We start from the raw sequence: 20,244 nt of genomic DNA, 5'->3' as shown, positions 1-20,244 counted from the left end.
TGCAAATCTATACAGCCATGCATCCCATGAATGCAAAGTTACGGCGCGAGCAGGAATTCGCACGACCGGTGATCATCGGCTCGGATGTCTGGGTGGGCGGGGGCGCCATCATTTGCCCGGGGGTTACGATAGGTTCACGTTCGGTGATCGGCGCGGGGAGTGTGGTGACGCGCGATATACCAGATGGGGTTCTGGCCGTAGGGAACCCGTGCCGGGTGGTGCGTGAGATTATGGAATCAGATGCACATATGACATAGTTTAGCTGACGCTTATGCTCCTGGCACAAGAAATGCAGCCTCAGAGGACCGGTTGGACGGTTACAAGGAGTCATTTATGGCAGATATCATTTCGGCATTAGGTTTGAACGGTGTTCCTGAATTATTCATGCTCTCCAATGAGGATATCGATCAATACAAAGGCAAAAAAGCTGTCATTGCTATCATGGCCAGTGATCGCACCAATCCGGAATACGCGAAAGCTGAACGCTATTTTGCGGAACTCAAAGAGAGTGATGAGATCATGGTCATCACTGAAGATCACGCCGGCGGACCTTTGCATGAACGGTTTCATTGCAAACCCAGTGAATTTAATTTTGTGCTCGTGGACAAGGCTGGAAACGCCTTGATGCGGAGTGATCACGTTCCCACTCTGCAGGCCATTCGCGAGCAGCTCGCGATCGGCGACCGTTTGGGCTCTGAAACTCATTAAATCGTTTCCATGGAGCGCAGCGGGCATCGTCCAGACGTCCGCCAACTCCAGGAATACGCTTGTATACGAAATCCTTTTCAATCCGCTTGGAAAAGTCCAAACTCTGTCGATAAGTTTCCTAACTCGCGACAGGATTGGGCTCATACCATGAATTTTCTGAATAAATTTATTCTATTAGCCTTGCTCTGGCTGGGAGCCGTCGGCTGTTCAAAGTCTGACGCTGAGTTAAGAATACTCATATCATACGAGGGTTTTTATCAATTCAGTGGTCCAACGCGTTTGAATCTCGAACTAGTGGAGCATACCGATGATGGACCTTCTTACTCGATCGGCAACCTGCCTTTTACAATCACGAAGCTTCCACAAACCTTGGACGTCACCAGGGTGTCGATAGCCATGGATCGATCGGTGTCTTTGCGGCCCACTTTGGACGGACTCAAGGCGCCTGATTTAACGTTTGCTGTGTTTGAAGAGGACTCGCAGAATCGTGGCAAGGTGATCCATCTTCGTGCCCGTGAGGACCTGGGACATGGCTACCACCGTGATGCGAGCGGTATTTATTCCTTGGGTCAAAAACTGCCAGACTGTGATCCTAAAACGTTTTCTTTTGTTGAAGGCAGCGGGCTTTATGTTCGCGATGCCGTCCATGTTTACCGCGGCGCACGACTCGTTGCGGAAGATCAGGGTTTTCAGGTGATCGATGGAGCTTACCAGAAAGATGCGACCCGAATATTCCACGATGGCTATGTTTTGAATGAAGCCGACTACGCATCGTTTGAAGTTTACCCTGTGGAAGGGTTCGCTCGGGATAAAGCATCGGTCTTCTCATGGGGCAAAATCATTGCCGGAGCCGATCGTTCCACGTTCAAGCCGCTCGACCGATCTTTCGCCAAGGATGCGACCTCGGGATATTTCGGACATGAAAAGATTCCCGGGTCCCTGGGCGCCACCTTTCGCCTTGTCCAGAACAGCGCCTACTCAACCGACAGCTCATCGGTCTTTTTTACGATAAAAAAGCTCCAGGGTGCTGATCCGACCAGGTTTCGAACTTTCGCTTTTGATATGGAAAATCGACCCATTGCAGGCTATTTCGCGACTGATGAATCTCTGGTGTATTTTCAAGGAGAGCCCATAGCTGGTGCCGACGCCTCCAGCTTTCACGATATCCTATGGGGGATGGGATGGCCCTCAATACCGCGCCAGGGACAAAAATCGGCGCTATGATGGAATCTCTCCCATCCCTTGACCTGGCGTCCCTGTCGTGACGTGGTTTAGTTTTTGCAAATCTCATGATTAGGATTTTTTTACGTCAGGAGAAATAGGATGAGGAAAGTTACACAGGTCATCAGCGTTGGTATGCTGCTTTGTTTATCCGCTCTGGGCCCAGCCTGTACCAAAGATAAAGCGGGGATGAGCAAATCTGACCCAGAATCGGCACCGGGCATGGGCAGTATGGGGACCGGTCTCAACAATCCTGAACCGAATACGATATGTCCCGATCCTTCCAAGCCAGTTGTGGATCCTAAAGCGGTGCACCCCAACTGCAACCCACCCGTAACCGGGCCAGCTCCGTCGCCTGGAAACCCGAGCGGCTCTGCGACTCCCTAAGGCAAGTGTAAGAACTTGAAACAAAATCCATGCTGTTGCTTTAACGCAACAGCATCTTCGCCCCTCCAGAATTCTGGACATTTCCTCCTTAAAATTAACGATTTTTTGTCCAAAATTCTGGAATTGTTGTCCAGCATTAAGGACGAAATTTTTTATTTTAGAAGTCGTTAAAAATATATTCTCAACTGAAAATGAATGCTGTAGCTTGCGATGCAGTGCTAAGCAATTCATGCAAGAGGTGCAGATTGTGAATGCATTAGACAGTATTCGTAGGTTTGGTTTTTCATGTTTTAGCTTAAATAACTGCTCATGTCATCAGCGAGGGCGCCTCACGAGGAACCCTGGCTGTTTTTTCCTCAGCCTGGGATCTCCTTAATTTTCACCATGTCGATCAAACTTCATCAAGTCAATGATGGTCTAATTATTGCTAAAAAAGTGGGAAGCTCAGGAGGCGAAAGATGCCTCTTTCACAGTCACCATGGAGGGATCTTTTATGCCAAATGCCGAGCAAACCCAAGGCGATCAAGGCCAGGCTCAAGCGGATGATCAGGCCAGGTCAGGAGTCAAAGCTGATTCAAACCAGCAGTCACTGTTTAATGGAGAGGATGGCGACATCACCAACGATGAAGTATCGGGCAGCATGAACGTCACATCCACAGATGAAACGATCGGGCTGACACTCCAGGATGCCGAGGCGGCCTATGACTCTGCAGATCCTGCTCCTCCTTCCGATGTTGAAGCGCTGATCTCAGAACAGCGTGCAGATATAGCGGCGAGCCAACAGATCAGCGAGGATGATAGGGACCTGAGCGACGAACGCAGGCCTAAAGACGGTTCGATGAATGCAACGGCCGACGCAGGGTCGGATGATGATGAAAACACCATGCCGACAGGCATTGCCGCTAAGCCTGGTTTTGAGGATTACAATCCAGCGACACGCAGAATAAACCAAGCGGGAGACTCGCTTCCAGACGCGCCCGCAGGGCCATGATGAATATTTATTTCAAAGGAGTCTGTCATGAAGAAAGAAAACTTTAAAGAAGATCAATTCATGCATGATCCCAAAAAACTCAAGAACGAAAGAAAGCCTAACAACAGCCAGGCCAAACATGACGATGATGACAGTCTGGATGAAGAGGCCGCGTTCGATCAAACACTCAGACAAGGCTCACGCGATAACGGCGATACGTCGACGGCTGATCAGGGTCGTCAGGGTTAGACCTCAGCTGCCGGGTACCCTCGGTATCCGGCATGGATTCACCAGATCAGGGAGGATCACGTGAGAACTCATGGAGTCGTTAGAGTGGTTATATTGTGTTTCACATGTCTCACCTCGGCCGCTCATGCTGATCGCAAACTTCAAGCGGTCGAAGGCCAAACTCAGGATTGTGAGACCAGCGGCATCAGCAGTCTATGGCAGGCTGAAAGCGGTGCATGGATGGGGTCATCCAAAATCGAATGGCGGCAGTGTGCGGATGGGAACGACTATGTTGCAGACTGCACCCACCAAGGTTCTGGTGTCAGCATGGAATCGTGCTCTTGCACGGTCAACACGAGTTTGGCTTTTGAAGGAAGTTGCCAGGGTCTGATTTCATCCGATGATCTTCAGGAAGCTTCACGGCAGTGCTGCGGATTTTTCAAACCATAATATCAAATCCAATCCCCCTTGATTTCCAATACCATCGAAGCTCAACCACAGCCGCGGGTCTGGGGGAGATCAAGGATTGTATTGGAATCTCACCTTTTGTAAGACAAAAGAGTGCATGATGCACGCAAATCCAATGAAATGTGTATCCCTTCTGTGAGTTGAACCATGCTAAAGACGAGGTGAAACTGTGAAGGATCATGCTGCGCCACGTCCCTCCTTAAATCTCATCGATGCTATTGCCATCATCATAGGAATTGTCATCGGCGCTGGTATCTTCGAGACACCGGCACTGGTCGCGGCGAATGCCTCAAGCTCTTCCATGGTCCTGCTCTTCTGGTTGGCGGGAGGCGTCATATCCCTGATCGGAGCGCTTTGTTATGCCGAGCTCGCGACGACCTATCCCCATGTCGGGGGAAGTTATCACTATTTGAAGAAAGCGTTTGGCCATCAGGCCGCGTTTCTCTATGCATGGGCGCGCATGGCTGTTGTGCAGACCGGTTCGATTGCCTTGTTGGCATTTGTGTTTGGTGACTATGCGGCCCAGATCTGGTCCCTGGGTCCGATGTCGAGTGCAATTTACGCGGCCAGTGTCATCCTCCTCTTCACGGGTTTAAACATTATCGGTTTAAAACAGGGAAAACGGACTCAAAACCTTCTGTCCGCGGCTCAAATCGTCGGTCTTGGTGTCCTGATCATCGTCGGTATCACAAGTGCCTCAGCGCTACCGCACCATCCGGTCCACGCCGTAAACCGCCAGGGCAGCCTGGGTTTGGCTATGGTTTTCGTGCTGCTCTCCTACGGGGGATGGAACGAGGCTGCTTTCATCTCAGCCGAAATCAAGAACCGAAATCGCAATATTGTCCGCTCGCTAATCTGGAGCATCGGGATCATTACTGTCACCTATCTGCTCGTCAACTGGGCGCTCCTTCAGGGTTTAGGTCTGGCCACCATGGCGAAATCAGAGGCCGTCGCGGCAACTCTGATGCGACAGACCCTGGGAGACAAAGGCGCAGTTTTTATCAGCTTGCTCGTCGCCATCTGTGCTCTCGGATCCATCAATGCTTCCATTCTCACAGGAGCGCGGACAAATTTTGCCTTGGGCCAGGACTTCCCAGTGTTTCGATTCATGAACCACTGGCAGGCGGTGTCCAGCGCGCCCATCATCGCCTATATCCTGCAGGGGTCCATCGCGTTGGTGCTGGTGGCATTTGGGTCATTGGCCCGCGGAGGCTTTAAGGCTATGGTGGATTACACAGCACCGGTCTTCTGGTTCTTCTTCATGCTGTCGGGTTTATCCCTTATTATTTTGCGGCATCGGGAGCCTGATGTGATTCGCCCCTTTCGGGTTCCGCTTTATCCGCTGACGCCACTCATATTTTGCGGCGCGAGCGCTTATCTTCTTTATTCGAGTCTTGTTTATACAGGCATAGGAGCCATGGTCGGGGTCGTGGTCGTTGCGCTCGGTGTTCCTTTTCTTTTCCTGGGCGAGGGTGTCTCCAGCAAGAAGCCTTTGGCCCGCTCATAAGCGGCATCCTTAGGGATGGTCGGAATGTTTCCAAATTCTTTTCAACTACGAGGTGACATGCAATGAACATGAAAAGCGCGCTTTACGGATGTTTAGTGATGACTCAGGTTGGATATGCTGCCCCTGCTGTTCCACAGGCAGCCGAAGCTCAGCGGAATCAAACCTCCGACACAGGCCTTAAGCCTCAGGAACGCCCTGGTGATGTTCCATTTGTGCCCACGCCTCAAGCTGTTGTGGATGCCATGCTGAAGATGGGTGAGGTCGACAAGAACGATGTGCTCTATGATCTGGGCAGTGGTGATGGCCGTATCCCTATTACGGCAGCCCAGACCTATGGCACACAGGGGGTCGGCATCGATATCAATCCGGAAAGAATTAAAGAGGCCAACGAGAACGCTCGTAGGGCAGGAGTCACAGATAAGGTTCGCTTCGTTCAGCAGGATCTCTTCAAAACTGATATGAGTGATGCCACTGTCGTCACGCTTTATCTTCTGTCCAGCGTCAATCGCAAACTGAGGCCGAAGCTTTTAAAAGAGCTCAAGCCTGGCACTAAAATAGTGTCACACGCGTTTGATATGGGCGAATGGAAGCCTGATAGGGTGGAAAAGGTTGACGGCAAAACCATCTATCTCTGGACCGTGCCCAAAGATGTTCCTGCGAATCTTATGTAGAGGAGGTGGCATCGGCTTTGCAATCCCCCCCATTGGATAGCAGAACGTGCACGTTTTGTGCGCATAGGAGAGACAAGAATGGGGCAGGAAATAAGTCTGACACCTGGTGCCAGCGCCGACATGAACGAATTTTCGCAGGGTCTTCGTGAGGAAACCTCACTCCTGGCACGCTGGTTCCAAGACGGCCGTTTTGCCTCGTGCAGCGATGGTCATACTGTAGGTCTGGAATTGGAGATGTGGCTGGTTGATCAGAAATTTGAGCCCCTGCCTGAAAACAAGAAATTTTTAGAGTCCATGGCCGACCCTATGGTTGTTCCTGAACTCTCGAAGTTCAATGCTGAGCTTAATTCTCAGCCTGAACTCGTCGGTTCAGGTTGCCTCGAAAGGGTGGCCCAAGGATTGAAGGAAAGCTGGAAACGGATTCAGGGAACCATGGAGACTCTCAACGGTCACATGCTGGCGATTGGCACATTGCCCACCATTCGGGATCCCTTGCTGACGGTCGATCATATGTCAGATTTCGATCGCTACCGGGCCCTCAATGAGTATGTGCTCCATCTTCGGCGGGGCAAGCCGCTTCAGTTGTCCATCGAAGGGCGGGATCAGGTGCACGCTGTGCACCATGATATCATGCTGGAAGCGGCTGCCACCTCATTCCAGGTGCATATTCAACCGCCCTATGAACTCATGACAGCCACTTTTAACGCTGCAGTGGTCGCATCGTTCGCTTCGGTGGGCCTGGCGGCGAATTCACCTTTTCTCTTGGGAGCTGACCTCTGGGACGAGACGCGCATTCCCCTTTTTGAGCAGGCAATCTGTCTGCCGGGTTTCACGCGCCTGGATGGAACGCGTCAACAGCGGGTGACCTTCGGGTCTGATTATGTGCAGGAGAGCCTCATGGAACTCTTCTGGGAGAATGCGCATGGCTATCCGGTCCTCCTGCCGATCGCGACGGATAAACCCCCTGATCAGCTGTCCCATGTCGCTCTGCAGAACAACACGATCTGGCGCTGGAACCGTCCTGTCATTGGTTTCGGTGTGGATGGGAAGCCCGCCCTGCGCGTCGAACATCGGGTCATGAGTGCCGGCCCCACGCTGGAGGATATGGTTGCCGACCTCGCCTTTGTCCTGGGACTTTGCCATGACCTGGCCCCGAGGCTGCAGAAGCCCCACGAGTTTTTACCCTTTGGTGAAGCTCGGAATAATTTCTATGCCGCCGCCAAAGACGGCTTGAAAAGTCGGGTCTGCTGGGGCGGGCGGGACAATGTCCTGCTTCAAACCTTGATCCTCGAAGAGCTTCTGCCGGCCGCGCGCCGTGGTCTAAAAAGTCTGAAGATCAGTGAGGATGAAATCAGTCATTATTTGGATCGTATTATCCAACCCCGTGTCACCAGTATGCAGACCGGCGCCTCATGGCAAAGGCAGTGGGTCGCCGATCATGGGAAAGATTGGAATGCTTTGACCTCAGCTTATTTTGAAAACCAGGAGTCAGGTCGACCCGTGCATACCTGGAAGCTAGGACTCATCTACGCCGATGCCCCCGGGTCAAAGTAGTGTTGCCCAAACGCGGCTCGACCTTCGCGAGCGTAACGTTCAATGGCGTTTTCAAGTGAGGGGAGCAAACGGGCCCGCTCACTGCACAGAGCGCTAAAGGACGGTCTGGTTGCCGCAAACCGAATCTCCGAAGCCGGAACGGTCACGATATGGTCAAGGTTAAGATTGCAGGCTTCAGCGGCCAGACTGGTGAATGCAGCCCAGCTGGTCACTCCGGAGTTGGCCAGATGCCAGAGACCCGTTTCTCCATCGATAAGAAGATCCAGACTGGAGTCGACCAGGTCCGGCAGGTAGGTCGGTGAGACCATGACATCCGACGCTGTCGTGACATCAACACCTTGAAAGATCTTCCGGAGATTGAGCGTCAGAAGATTGGTCTCATCCCAAGGACCAAAAAAATCACCCGCTCGAATGACCAGACTTCCTTCCCACTGGGACAGGACGATTTTCTCGGCTTCCACTTTGGATTGACCGTAGACATTCAGAGGTGCCGGTGAAGATGTTTCGGTATAAGGATTCTTCTGTTTACCATCGAAAACCAGATGGCTTGAGAACGTGAGCAGAGGGATATTATGCTCCGCGCAGACTGCGGCCAGCACGGAAGGCCCGATCACATTATCCCTTTGGCAGGCTTGAATATTCACCTCGGCATCATCAATTCGACTGTATCCGGCCGCGTTGATCACCGCCCATGGTTGAATTTCCTTGAGGACCATATGGACTGCCTTCTGATCACTGATATCAAAATTTTTTCGAGAGAAAAGTCGGTAAGGCAACCCACGACGCTGGCAAACATAGGCAAAGGCTGTAGCCAAAGGCCCAGGACTGCCGGTAATAATCACCTCGCGAGGTCGACTCGTTCGACTCGAAGCCTGAAGGACCTTGGTTGCGATACCGATATCCCTCAACTTAACAGGGGCAAAGCGCAGGCGATCCGGCCTATGCCACCACCCAGGCATATCAAGGACAGGATGATCATAGGGTTCATCATGAGCCAGAGCTTTCACGAAACCTGCCAGTGCTGTGGGTCTCGGTTGGCCTGCTCGCATATCAAAGACCCCCGATTCATAGCAACCCTTGCGTTGCGTCACGAGGCAGTTCCAGTCATAGGAACCTAGCAGAGCCCAGATGGCAACAGCCCGCATATCAATACCTTCATCCTGCAGATCCAGAGCTGTTCGCCAAAATTCATCGATCCATCGGAGCTGTTCATCCCGCGAGGAACCAATATGAGTCTCGGTAATAGCCAGAGGCAGCTTGTAACGGTCCCAAGCCTGCCTGAGAACTTCGCGTGGCCCAACGATGTTCTCGGCCCCGACCAGAACAGCTTCGATGTCGGCAAATCGATGCCGTTCATTGCCCCCGTGATAGCAAACGGGATACCGCTCCTGACGTTCATCCAAAAATCTATTGCTGGTTACGTAGTGATTGATACCCACGATATCCGGCGGGCAGGGCGACTGAATAAAAGTCTGAAGCTCACTTTCCGTCAGGCCCATCGTCTGGCAGTAATTCCAAAGTTCATGATCAGGGGTGAGTTGACCCGTAAGCATATCCAGCGAAAGCCAGCGACGTGCATTCTCATAGGATGCTTCATAGGCCATAAAAGGCGTGCTGAATATTCGCCCCATATCTTCTGTTTGCACGAGCATAACCTCAGGCGTGATCCGACGAATGGCCTGCATAGCCAGCGCGGTTCCATGACATTCCGCAAAGAGCATGCGAACGAAAGCACGATGGCTGCGAGCATGAGGGTACCAATGACCATAGAGGCCGCTGAATCGTGCTGTCGTCAGAGGCTCATTGATGGGCGTATCAGCATCCAGCCAAGGGTAACGCGCGGCCACTCGTTCTGCGAATGAAGCCAATTTCTCGGGAAATAAGGGGTCAAGGAGGTCGGTATACTTAGGCCCGCTTCCATGATGGACAAGGCCTGCTATCACTCGAATGCCAAGCTCGCGAGCGCGAATCAATCGCTCATCCGTCCACTTCCAATCAAACTCGTTGGGATGATCGGGGGCGATGCGCTCCCAGATTACGGGATAACGAAGGGTTCGCAAACCGAGAGCCGCGAAACGCTCGAGATCCTCAAGACGCATGTCGTGACCACTGAAAGACAGTTGATCGAAATAAATATCGCCGACTCTGTTTACGGTGCATTCCACACCACCCCAGATTTCAAGATTTCTGGACATGTCATCAACCTCTATATTGTAAACGCTTCATGTTGCGTTGACGTTCAACGGACTTGTTGATAGGAAGTTGCAATTGAGCCTTTCCAGATGTGAGCTTGCGGCTTTTGTCGCATGTCTATGATCTTCGGCTCAATCGCAAAGGAGACATAAACAGCTATCTTCAAAAGTTGTGCCAGGATTTTTTGCAAATCCTTGTATCAGAACATTTATGTTCGCATTCTTGCGACGCTTTGTTATTCAAGGAATGAATCATCATAAGGACAGTTCTCCAACGAATACGCATGCTGGTGCGAGCCACCAGGATATAATTCTCAGGCAAATTCTCCTGTCTTTGGATTCATGCGCTCGACCTTGGCGAATGGTGTGCTTTTTGCAAATCATGAAGGCGAAGGCGAACTCGTCAATTTTACAAAGGAGCCTGAATTATGCCCATCCATACACAAATGAACAGCAAGTCCCATAGTCAGGAACGCTCCGAAAAGCATAAGGGCCAACAGAGTTCTGGCGGCGAGCCCAAGAAGCACGCCATAGAACTCCATGCCAACGAAGAGCAGGATAGGCAGTCTGAAATCAATATTTCGGAAGGTCAGGATAATAAGAAGGGCAATATTGGGCCGTCGGGGCAGGGAACGCACCGGGGCCGTGAAGCTCGAAATCGGCAAACCAACGCTTCAGGTCGTCCCAATGTTTCCTCGGATACACAACAAGGCGCACCTCAGTGACGGATATAAGCTAAGGTGATGGCCAATTTCAAGGGTGGTTTCCTAACCACCCTTTCCATATTTCATCTGATGCTGACTAAAGACCCCCGGTCCGCGACTCCGGTTGAAAAGATTCCTCTGCCCCGCGTTGCATATAGGCGTTTTCGCCGACCCTGCTGGTATCGTTCACACCATATTCCACGGTCGAGCTTTCAGAAGCATCTGTTCCGAAGGCTCGCAGCAGATCATCCAGCGATTGATACCGGCGATTAGGAAAAAGGCTAATCACTTTTAAGACATCTTCAGGAATATTGTTGCGCTTTGCGGTTTCCAGAATGTCTTTTTGTTCCGCAGGAAATTGAATACGGCTCAGATAGTTCTTCAGATCTTGATCCATATGCGAATCCTTTATAAATGAACTGGATCTCATCATTCTCGATTGGATCAGTGACCCGCCGGTCCAGTGGGACCTTTGGGGCCCGCCTGGCTCCTGGTGCGTATACTGCTTAAAGTGGCAAGGTAGCGTCGGCAGGCACTTTCCTTTTCATCGCCGGGCTCTACAAAAGGTAAAATGCCCGCCAGGGTTTGACCAAGGCTCTTGCCTTGATCAGGTTCCTGAGCCGGCTGCTTCTCCTTGGCCTGGCCGAGTTCGATGGACAGATGCGTGAGCGGTCCAGAGACCCGGATGGGTAAAAGGACAGCTCCTACGACTGTCTTGCGAGGTTTCGTTTCAAGCGTCATCTGAATGGTTTCCTGGCCTAGATCGACCGCACCATGGCCCTCGATATTGACATCAGGTGTCGACATGACAAAAGCCTGGCTCTTGAACAGTCCATCATGGCCTGCGAAAGACGAGATCATGCACTGCAGATCGACAAAGGGTCGGTCTTTGAAAAGCCCAGCGATGGTGCCAACCAACTGGAAGCCAAACGCTTCCGATGCGGCCTTGGAAAGCTGCCCGTCCTCCACTGCAAACTGCGAACGGCCCGTGGCGTTCGACGCCAGCTCATGAAAAGATTGTCCTCGACTTCGTAACTCGATGGTACCTATGAGTCGGCCTTTGATCAGTTCGGACGCTTTCAATTTGAATAAGGGCAGGTCCTCAGGAAAAGCCTGCAAAGCATTCTCAAGCTGCAGGCTTCTGACATCGAGGTTAAGCTCTGTTTCCATGGGATCCTTGTCCAGAGATGCCTGGATAGTCCCCATAATGCGACCTTGCGCCAAGGCCAACGAGAAAGGGTTTACTGTCAGCTTTTGATCCTTAAGAATCGCTCCAAGGTTGACATCATGAAGCATGAGCTCGGAACTCGGAGCTGTCAAAGCTGGGACTTTCAGCTGAATGTTGGCATCGATTCCCCGCAGAGTGGCCAGGGGAAAGATATCCCGCGAAAAAAAATTTGGAGATTCCGGGTCCTGTTTGCCCCAAGGTCCAAGCAAGCCCCTGACATCGCTCAGGCGAAGGGAAGGCGAACGTAAATTCGCGTTAAACATCGGTCGGTTTCCTTTCGCATGGAACATCAGAGAACCTACGATTTGGCTGGAGCCCAGCCACATGGCAAAGTCCTGAGCTTCCACATGATTCTCAGACTGCACGACTTCCATGGCGAGGCTCATGGCAGGAAGGGGGCCGAACTCAAGTCGAAGGGCTTGTATGAAAGGGTTTGGATCGATCCTGGGAGCGTTCACGATGAAATGCGACGCCGTGCGCCCCGGATTGATCTGGCCTTTAACTTCCAAATGAAGTCGGTCGCCTCCATTCAGCCGCAGGACCAAGGGAAACGCTGACTGTATATCATCAAACTTTTCCTGGGAGCCCCAGGTACCCTTGAGCTGCACAGGGAGAGATCCAAGTGCGGCTCCTGCCGTCAAAGTCATTTCCCTGGAGCTGGCCGATGGGCTTATGACAAGATCATCAATCGCCCATGCAACAGATTCCTTCTCATCCTTATCATTGTAAATGATAAGGACATTACGGATGTGGGCTGACTGGACGAATGTGGTTCGAGCCACTTTCAGGATCTGCGACCAGACTTCCGGCCGCATGGCATGCTCTGTGCGTGGTTCGTCCAGACAAATCCGAACATCGGCCAGCTCCAGATTTTGGATGAGAAGTCTGCGATTAAAAAGAATGGGACGCAAGGCCATGCTCGCTTGAACTTGGCCTATCACCACCGATGCCTGAGCTGGGTTTTTCGCATGCATGGCCAAAGAATTGATCTGGACGCTCACCGTTCGTCCGATATGGATCTTCAGGTATCCTAAACGGTCAATGGTTAACCCTGTCGCTCCTTCCAGGCTTCGGATAGCGACCTTCGACTGGATATCCCAGCTCCTATTGTTGATGAATGTGATCAACACCGCGGTAAGAACTATCAGTGTTCCCAAGCTGACAAGCACGGTCCACGCAGCAATTTTTATGTATCGCATACGGTTTCTCCGAGTGTGAACCGAATGATTCTTTCTCGCATGCGAAACGGTGCGAAGCCAATACCTAGGATTCAGGGGGAGTCGCAGGAAGAATGTTGATGTCATAAGAGTAAGCGGCAAGAAGCGGCAGGCCTCGACCCCTTACATCTGCATACCGAGGTTTGAGTCACGGGGCGCAGGCCCTCGGACCGATTCAGTGTCCAAGTGCTGAAGGACAGCATCGCCGCAAGCGCGACCGCCCCTGACCGCACCCTCCTGACTGCCGAAGTAATCCTGCTGAGTCCAATCCCCTGCAAGAAAAAGGTTGGCGACCGGAGTCTTCTGTGTGGGGCGCCGGGACATAACACCGGGCAACGGCCGAATCAGGTGTTATTCGTGCCTCAGCACGACTGACTTCAGAATGCCAGCTTCCTGGATCCCAGCTTCGACTTGACTGAGCTCATCGATGACCAATTGGGTGAGGACCGCATCCGTATACGATAAATAGGCATCTGCTGGCGAAATCGTGACAGAAATTCTGTCTCCTTGGGTGTCTTTGTAGATGGACGATTGTTCCTGGTAGACGGGGACAACACTGCGGGCGACAAGCACGAAATCTTTCGTAGGGATGACCTTGCGATCAAACCAAATCTGTACGGCAATAGCGGGTGCGACAGGCAGCCTGGTTATATTGTGAAAGAAAGGCTCTGAACGCAAAGGCGTCGGAATAAGCGGGACAAATTCCCAGGCCGGAATCGCCACGACATGCCTGCCAGAGAATGCGGCAGGTCATACGCGACATTGTGAATCCAACCCAGAAAATTATAAGCAGAGAACTGATCCGGATCCGTAAACTGAATAGCGCGGCAGAACGGTCTTAAGAAGCGTTCCATAACATCTTCGCGCCCCGAACTTTTTTTCCAGATCTCTGTCACCGTCCTGTCATCGAATTTATGCCGCAAACCTTCGGCTGTCCGCAGCCCTTGAACAGCGATGTTCGCCAGAGTTGCCTTATCAAGCGGATCCAAAAAAACGTTTTGGCCCAGCAGGCTGATGATCGATTTCAGTGGTGAAGTGACAGGATTGATGCCAAAGACAGCCTGCGGTCCTTGTGGATCCTGGAAGCGAATCTCATCCATCTAAAAAAGCGTCTGGTCGGGAGGCTGCGCAATCTCCTGGAGCAGCTCTTTGAATTTGGAATACGTGCCCAGGAAAAGATGCAAACCTTGCTCAACCCAATCACCGTCCTTATCGCGGTAGGTTGAAGCCCGTCCTCCGAGAAAGTGCAGACCTTCCAGGACAGTGACTTGATGGCCGTGATCCACCAAGGATTTTGCGCAAGTCAGACCGCCCAAGCCACCGCCTGCGATGACAACATGCTTTCTCACGTGGGCCTCCTACTGCCATCAGGTTCAAGGCACAATCAAGCCGAGTTTGCCGCAACAGGAGACGTTGTCCAAGCCGGGAAAGTATGCAATGAAGGATCCGTTCAGCACCTGAAGTAGAAATTGGTTATGGGAAGTTCCATCCCCGTCAGGCAAGGAAAAGCAGGCAGGCCCTCTTTCCTGCCCCTTTCAGCTTCGGAATCCAACATCATAATCCAATGATATATCTGAATAAAAAACCTCAAGCAAAGCCTGCCGTCTAGTATTCCGAAGGACTCTTGTCACGACACAACCCACAAGAAGTGGTCAGGATGAATTTTACGGAAAAGCAGATTTACCGTGAATGGGTCAGCAATGTGAGCGCCAGGCACACGCTGGCTGGGACCATCATTGTCATTGTCTGCATGGCTGCTTTCGCCTGTCTTGACTTTGTCGCTTTCGAAGTCAGCCTCGCCTTCCACTTTTTAACCGTCCGCATTTGCCTTATGGGTGGCCTCATCGGGTTCATAGGAATCAATATTCTCTTGCAGAGACGCCATCCCAAGGTCCAAAAAAGAGTTGCCGTCGCGAACATGATTATTCCCGTGATCGCTTTGAACTTCACATTTTTACACTTTGTGGTCCATACGAAGGCCTATCCAGTTGTTCAAGAGGATCTTCTCAAGGGTACAATTGTGACTCTGATCGTGACGTATGCCGCCATAGGAAAATTTCATGCTGTGACGCGCATTTCATGCTTTATCAACATTGTAGCGTGCATAATCGTTCATTTGGTTTGGAACATCGACTACGCGTTCCGGTCCCTCATTCAGTACCATGTTGTTTCTTTCTTCGTTTTTTCCGTCATTCACAGACACGTGAAATCCGAACTACTGGACCGTTTCAATGCCATGAAGCGATTCCTGCCTACGCGGGCGGCTTACGAATTCGTGACGACGTCCAAATCCATAGAAGATCTGGAGGATTCCAAACTCAAAGAGAGATTTACTGTTTTCGTCGTGTCCGACTGGAGATCGTATCAAATCCTTTCCAAAAAACTTCCCCCTGACGAGCTGGCGAAGCTGTTCAACGACTTTTATAGTATCGTCTTCCGGAAGCTTCCCGATATCGTACCCGACCTGACCTATTACATCAGCTGGACCGCCGACGAGCATCGTGTGGCTTTTTATTCGAATGACAAAAGCGATGAAGACGTGATGCGCATGGCCGTCCGTTATGTCGATTTCCTTACTTTGGAACTTCCCAGGATCATTCGCGAGTCACTGACTGTTCCCATTATCTACGATGTTGGGGTGAGCAGTGGCAGGTCGGTCACAGGTCTGCAGGGACCAGAGGAATGTGCTCAATATTCCATTTCTGGTGAACATCCGGGCATTGCCAAGCGACTTGAAACGGAAGCAGCGCAATACAGACGACGGATCACGGAACTGACCGGTCGCCAGCCCGAGGAGCCCATTGCCATTCTCACAGCACCCTTTACCCCATTTTTTACGGAGTCGGGCATGAATCACCGTCTGCTGGAGACCACAAGCTCCAGCGCCGATACCCTGGGCTTGCCAATCATCGTATGTTTAGGCCGCAGCGTGGATCCAAAATTATTCCCGCAGGTCCACGCGCAGCAGATCATGAAACCAGCTTGAAGGCGCCAGCGTCACCGGTATCCATAGGTGGCCGTAGGCGTCCAAAAACGCCTGCTGGGGTTGCCACTCAATTTCGGGTTTTATAACGGATCGATCCAAAACGACTTTCCATACCCCAGGCTCACTCTCTTCATAAACGCCTGACTCCATCACCAGCACAAGACGCTCTTTATGAACAAAGGCCTTGAAGATCAGACCGTCATGCGGCGCAGGACCGCGGCGAAGCTTGCCACTGCGAAGATCGATCATAACAAGATGGCCTGAAGTCTCCCGCATCACGAGCATGCCCTCACGCGATAAATCGTAGGCCGTGAGGTTTTCGGGATCAATGGACCATTCGGAAAGGTTGCGCACCGAAAAACTCTGGCTGGCTTCATCAAAGGTGGTAATGCGCGGCCACGCAAAAGGTGGGAGTCCACTCATCGCGACAAAGGAACCATTTACCACGGCGATCTTATCGACAAGAATATCCGGATCAAACCAATGCTCCCTTTTCCAGAGTCCCGCCTCGCGGACCAGAAAGCCTCCTGTGGACTGCACAAACCATTCGCGACCCTTCGCATCCCGGGCAAAAGCGTGGTCATGAGCCAACCAGCTTGAATATTCGAAGGCGGTTTCTATGAACGAGAATACATTGATCCAGCGACGGGCCGCGGCATCGTAACTCCACACGCCTTCCGGACTCCCCAGATAATAATTGTCCTGGGCTGGAAACACAGAGGTTACCCTGAAATTCGCTTCCGGCAAAAACCGGTTCCAACCCCCATCCCTGAGTTGAAAAGCGCCTCGCCCTTCCACCTGAGCCGTTAAAAACCCCTTGGTGTCAGCTTGCACAGATACGATTTTTTCATTCGGCAGGTTGAGATACCTTTTACCCCAAAAACTCCAGTTGGACGGCTCCTGGCAGTGCAAAGCAGGGGTGGCATCAGCTAAAAGACAGAGGCCTGATTCAGGTCCTTGCACCAGGGTCAAGGTCGATGTTCGGGGGACAGCATTCAAACCTTTCCAAGGTATCAAGTGCCAGTCCATATCAACTGGATTCTCGTAGACGATCTGTTCGACCGATTCATAGAGAACACCCCCATCAGGCGCATTGAGGGCCCGCAGGACACCCGTAGGGAACAGCTCGCGAAGTTGAGGGCGTTCCAACCAGGCTTTTTTATCCTCGTCCCAAATATAACGCTCAAACAAAAGTTGACCACGGGAATTGAGGGCCAGAGTGAGCGCCGGAAAATTCGGTTCGATCGGATCAGGAGCCTGCACAAGGTTGTTCTCGCTTTGATCCCAAACAAACATGTAAAACTTGTAGCCAACCGAGAACCCCTTGATATACCAAAGCCGCCCTTCAGAATCTGCTTTCAAGGACAAGGGCTTAACCGCGCCGAGGGGATTGTTCTCGTCCAGAAGTTCCCAGCCGCCGCGATCCCGGGTCACCCAAAGTTCACCTGTCCTGCAGGCGACAGCCCAGGATGTCCGGCCGTAACGCACGATGTTCCCCACGTCGCTGTTTTGGAGGCAAGTCGTACCGGCGTCCACAGCTTCACGAGCTTCCACACGCGATCCATTCAACTGAATCAATTCCTTGCTATTGCTGCAAAGGATAGTGTGAGATCGGGCCGAAAAGATCTGATCGCAGCGATCGACAGCTGGATTCCAACCTTCGACGTCCAGGCGTTGCCAGCTCTGATCCTTGAGCTCTGCAAAGAAAGACTGCCGTTGATCCGGAGCGTTTGCCGTTGGCGTCTTGATTTCCCACAGCGCCAGCGTACGATGCTCTGGTGCAGAGAAAACGTGAACACTGGCAATCGGGTCCGTGACGGGAGGATTCAGCTCGATCCAGCCTTGACTGCGTCGCAAAAAGGTCTTGCCTTCTTCACGGATAATGACCTCACCCGCGGCATTGATGCTCATTTCTTCGGGCTTTTGCAGGGGTGTGGCCAGAGCTGTGTAACCCCAAGGATTCTTTTGAAGCCAAAGAGGCAAGACCTTCTCATCAACATGTCCGGCTCCATCCTGCGATCGAACGGTGAGCCGTAACTGAGCATCACTCACAGCCGATTCCTGCAGAGCAGCTGCTAACGTCATTTTAAGGCTTCGATCACAGGTTCTAAAAGTGTCCAGGCTTTGTCCCGCGCAACTCCCGTTCACGCACATCACGTCCTTGCCTGACCGCACGGAAACGCCGCCTACCAAAAAGTCCACTTTGCAAAGCAGATGGGATTCCAGGGTTTCTGCCGCCAGCTGCGGATGCTCGAGTTGGATGTTGGCTGCCAGGTAGGGCTTCGGAAGAGCCAGGACCGCATCGGGTCGATTCAGGGCCTCGTCGTCCCACCGCACCGTTAAGCCTGGCGCTTTGGCGCTGATGGCGACCGTCCGGCACGACATGGCCGATCGATTGCCGGCCCGATCTTGAAAATACGCACGGACCCGCCAGAGACCAGGCTCTTTGATTCGAACCAGATTAGTGGCACTGAAGGACGCGTCACCCGCACAAAGTGATGAAGGCGGACAAGGCTGGTCAGGCGCATACGTATCCACAGCTTCTTTACAGCTGAAAAGCTGTGCCTGGGTATCATTGGATTCAAAAGGAATAATGGCATCGGGTTCATAGACGGGGATTCTGAGGTTCGAGGCCAGCGGCAGACCTGTGACCGTGGGTACTGTTTTTAAAACGATGAGGTCACAGGATTCCTGATAGCCCGTGGCGTCCTCCCAGTTTCGGCTTAAATCCCAGGCGATCAGCTCCAGCTTATAAACCCCCTGGGCCAGCTCGCTGGTGGAAACCGCCGTTGGCAGTTCATTCAACCGGGAGCCAACCGGCTTTTGCCAGAGCGTTGTCCTGCTTTGATCTCCAGAATTTCGCACGCGTAAGGCAAAGCCCATCAAATCGCCAGACCCTTGAATTTGGATTCCCACCGGCATCGATAAAGTCTGGTTGACGAAATACCCATCGACCGGACAGGTGAGCTTGACCTTGAATTCGCCAACAGGCGAGAGCCTGAGTTCATCAAATCTGGGAGCACGGACGCTGTGATCAAATTTCTTCACCGCGGCCCAGGTATGCCGGCCGAGTTGAACTTCAACCTGGCCGTTTTCAGGGGGCACTCGAACACACGCTTTTCGCGTCATCGGCAGGGGCTGCATGGGGCCCTGCTGAGGCCGGAAGCGGACGCTCACCTGATCCAGCATCAGGGCATCCAATGTCTCACCATTGGGTTGTTTGACCTGCAGCACGCTTGCCTCTCGATCAGACACAAGAGTCTCATCCCCGCAGATGCGTGCGACGCCTTCAAAACGTCGCGCTCCCGTGGGTGAACAGGCGAGGTTCCAAAGGATCCCAAGTAAAAAGCTCAGCCGTACTACCATGATATCTCTCTGCATAAAAGTCTTCGCTCTTTATAAGACGGCTCAATGGGCTAATTCCTGCGCTTTTTGGAAAGATTTTGGTTGGATCATCCGCACTGGACGATCCGAACGGACGTGGCGGATAGGATGCCTGTTTGGCTTATTTTGATGTGAACAATGAGGCTGGGTGTGGGTACCTTACCAAGGCCCGTCCTGAGGCAGGACGGGCGCGATCAGATTTCATTCAAAGCAGACCTTGATGGAACCGCTGTTATCGCCGAAGGACGTGCGATAATCATTCATCACCATTTTCACTTCATTCAGATAATGATCGTAGGAAAGTGCACCATTCCAACCGACCCACGGGAGCCAGGCCCCCTTATTATCCTTGCTGGAAATCAGCAGCTGACCCAGAGCATATTTCTTATCGATCCTCTCATGCCCGGACGTGCTGGAAGGGTGACCGGTCGGCCCCACCTGCGGATAAGCGACTTTGTCTGCTGTCCATTTTCCACTGACACTGGCCACAAAATAGCGAGGCTTGAAGAAGGTAAAAGTCTGATCTTCCTTGTTCGAAGCCACTGTCACACATTCCTGACCTGTCTTGCTCAAAAGCGTGACCATGTCCTGATAGAGACCCTTAACGGTCCCGGCCGTGATCTTCTGTTTCATCGCATGTGGGTTTGCCCTGATTTCAGGACGTCATGTTTAGAATTCTGGATAAGGCCGGGGAGTCTAAGCGGCGTCCTGCAGTCCCAAGGCCGGATCCCATTCCAGGATGACAAATGTAAAATCGTCCTGCGGGGGCGTCCGATTCCAAATCCCGGCGGCGTAATTCAAAATTTCCGATCGAGCGGG

General features: G+C 52.2%; 19 protein-coding genes and 1 pseudogene. 12 read left to right on the top strand and 8 right to left on the bottom strand.

The annotated features are described in order from the left end of the window. The 10 genes from VE954_RS40120 to VE954_RS40075 form a co-directional block, all read left to right on the top strand. The coding region (locus VE954_RS40120) for a DapH/DapD/GlmU-related protein (RefSeq protein WP_324963809.1) at positions 1–257 on the top strand (257 nt) is incomplete at its 5' end. A gap of 76 nt (positions 258–333) precedes the next feature. Next, positions 334–708 (top strand): hypothetical protein, encoded by a 375-nt coding sequence (locus tag VE954_RS40115; protein WP_324963807.1) that lies wholly within the window; start codon positions 334–336, stop codon positions 706–708. A gap of 147 nt (positions 709–855) precedes the next feature. Beyond that, a complete protein-coding gene (locus VE954_RS40110; protein ID WP_324963805.1) occupies positions 856–1,932 on the top strand; it encodes a DKNYY domain-containing protein in 1,077 nt (358 codons plus the stop codon). Between the two features lie 99 nt (positions 1,933–2,031). Next, positions 2,032–2,316 carry a hypothetical protein gene (locus VE954_RS40105; RefSeq protein WP_324963803.1) on the top strand — a complete coding sequence of 95 codons (285 nt, stop codon included), beginning with the start codon at positions 2,032–2,034 and terminating at the stop codon, positions 2,314–2,316. A 493-nt stretch (positions 2,317–2,809) separates the two neighbouring features. Next, complete coding sequence (locus tag VE954_RS40100; RefSeq protein ID WP_324963800.1) at positions 2,810–3,307, top strand: hypothetical protein; 498 nt, start codon at positions 2,810–2,812, stop codon at positions 3,305–3,307. 27 nt (positions 3,308–3,334) lie between these two features. After that, complete coding sequence (locus tag VE954_RS40095) at positions 3,335–3,535, top strand: hypothetical protein (protein ID WP_324963798.1); 201 nt, start codon at positions 3,335–3,337, stop codon at positions 3,533–3,535. A gap of 84 nt (positions 3,536–3,619) precedes the next feature. Then, positions 3,620–3,964, top strand: a complete 345-nt coding sequence (locus VE954_RS40090; protein WP_324963796.1) for a hypothetical protein — start codon at positions 3,620–3,622, stop codon at positions 3,962–3,964. Between the two features lie 187 nt (positions 3,965–4,151). Then, positions 4,152–5,489 (top strand): APC family permease, encoded by a 1,338-nt coding sequence (locus VE954_RS40085; RefSeq protein ID WP_324963794.1) that lies wholly within the window; start codon positions 4,152–4,154, stop codon positions 5,487–5,489. Positions 5,490–5,551: 62 nt separating this feature from the next. Beyond that, positions 5,552–6,160, top strand: coding sequence for a class I SAM-dependent methyltransferase (locus tag VE954_RS40080; protein WP_324963792.1), 609 nt, complete (start codon positions 5,552–5,554; stop codon positions 6,158–6,160). A gap of 78 nt (positions 6,161–6,238) precedes the next feature. Beyond that, the gene (locus tag VE954_RS40075) at positions 6,239–7,714 is read left to right on the top strand and encodes a hypothetical protein (protein WP_324963790.1); all 1,476 of its coding nucleotides are present in this window, start codon (positions 6,239–6,241) and stop codon (positions 7,712–7,714) included. On the opposite strand, the gene VE954_RS40070 is transcribed toward VE954_RS40075, so the two are convergent. Continuing rightward, the gene (locus VE954_RS40070) at positions 7,687–9,909 is read right to left on the bottom strand and encodes a family 1 glycosylhydrolase (RefSeq protein ID WP_324963788.1); all 2,223 of its coding nucleotides are present in this window, start codon (positions 9,907–9,909) and stop codon (positions 7,687–7,689) included. The genes VE954_RS40075 and VE954_RS40070 overlap by 28 nt on opposite strands. A gap of 425 nt (positions 9,910–10,334) precedes the next feature. Between VE954_RS40070 and VE954_RS40065 the strand changes: the two genes are divergently transcribed. Next, the gene (locus VE954_RS40065) at positions 10,335–10,631 is read left to right on the top strand and encodes a hypothetical protein (RefSeq protein WP_324963786.1); all 297 of its coding nucleotides are present in this window, start codon (positions 10,335–10,337) and stop codon (positions 10,629–10,631) included. Between the two features lie 76 nt (positions 10,632–10,707). Here the strand turns inward: VE954_RS40065 and VE954_RS40060 are convergent, their stop codons facing one another. The 5 genes and pseudogenes from VE954_RS40060 to VE954_RS40040 form a co-directional block, all read right to left on the bottom strand. After that, entirely contained in the window at positions 10,708–11,007 is a 300-nt protein-coding gene (locus VE954_RS40060) for a DUF2795 domain-containing protein (RefSeq protein ID WP_324963784.1), read from the bottom strand. 47 nt (positions 11,008–11,054) lie between these two features. Then, positions 11,055–13,037, bottom strand: a complete 1,983-nt coding sequence (locus VE954_RS40055; RefSeq protein ID WP_324963782.1) for an AsmA family protein — start codon at positions 13,035–13,037, stop codon at positions 11,055–11,057. Positions 13,038–13,178: 141 nt separating this feature from the next. After that, positions 13,179–13,778 (bottom strand): annotated as a pseudogene (locus VE954_RS40050) (FAD-dependent oxidoreductase). Beyond that, positions 13,703–14,155, bottom strand: coding sequence for a hypothetical protein (locus VE954_RS40045; protein ID WP_324963811.1), 453 nt, complete (start codon positions 14,153–14,155; stop codon positions 13,703–13,705). Before VE954_RS40045 ends, VE954_RS40050 begins: the two are co-directional and overlap by 76 nt. Then, positions 14,156–14,404, bottom strand: a complete 249-nt coding sequence (locus VE954_RS40040; protein WP_324963780.1) for an FAD-dependent oxidoreductase — start codon at positions 14,402–14,404, stop codon at positions 14,156–14,158. A gap of 308 nt (positions 14,405–14,712) precedes the next feature. On the opposite strand from VE954_RS40040, the gene VE954_RS40035 reads away from it, so the two are divergent. Next, positions 14,713–16,041 (top strand): hypothetical protein, encoded by a 1,329-nt coding sequence (locus VE954_RS40035; protein WP_324963779.1) that lies wholly within the window; start codon positions 14,713–14,715, stop codon positions 16,039–16,041. On the opposite strand, the gene VE954_RS40030 is transcribed toward VE954_RS40035, so the two are convergent. Together VE954_RS40030 and VE954_RS40025 are read right to left on the bottom strand one after the other, a co-directional pair. Beyond that, positions 15,997–19,407, bottom strand: coding sequence for a hypothetical protein (locus tag VE954_RS40030; RefSeq protein ID WP_324963778.1), 3,411 nt, complete (start codon positions 19,405–19,407; stop codon positions 15,997–15,999). The genes VE954_RS40035 and VE954_RS40030 overlap by 45 nt on opposite strands. A gap of 219 nt (positions 19,408–19,626) precedes the next feature. Then, positions 19,627–20,058, bottom strand: coding sequence for a hypothetical protein (locus VE954_RS40025; protein ID WP_324963777.1), 432 nt, complete (start codon positions 20,056–20,058; stop codon positions 19,627–19,629). Between the last annotated feature and the right edge of the window lie 186 nt (positions 20,059–20,244).

Source organism: Oligoflexus sp., from assembly GCF_035638955.1.
Taxonomy (GTDB): domain Bacteria; phylum Bdellovibrionota_B; class Oligoflexia; order Oligoflexales; family Oligoflexaceae; genus Oligoflexus.
Note: the sequence above shows the minus strand (reverse complement) of the source record. Positions and strands in the feature narration are given on the sequence as shown.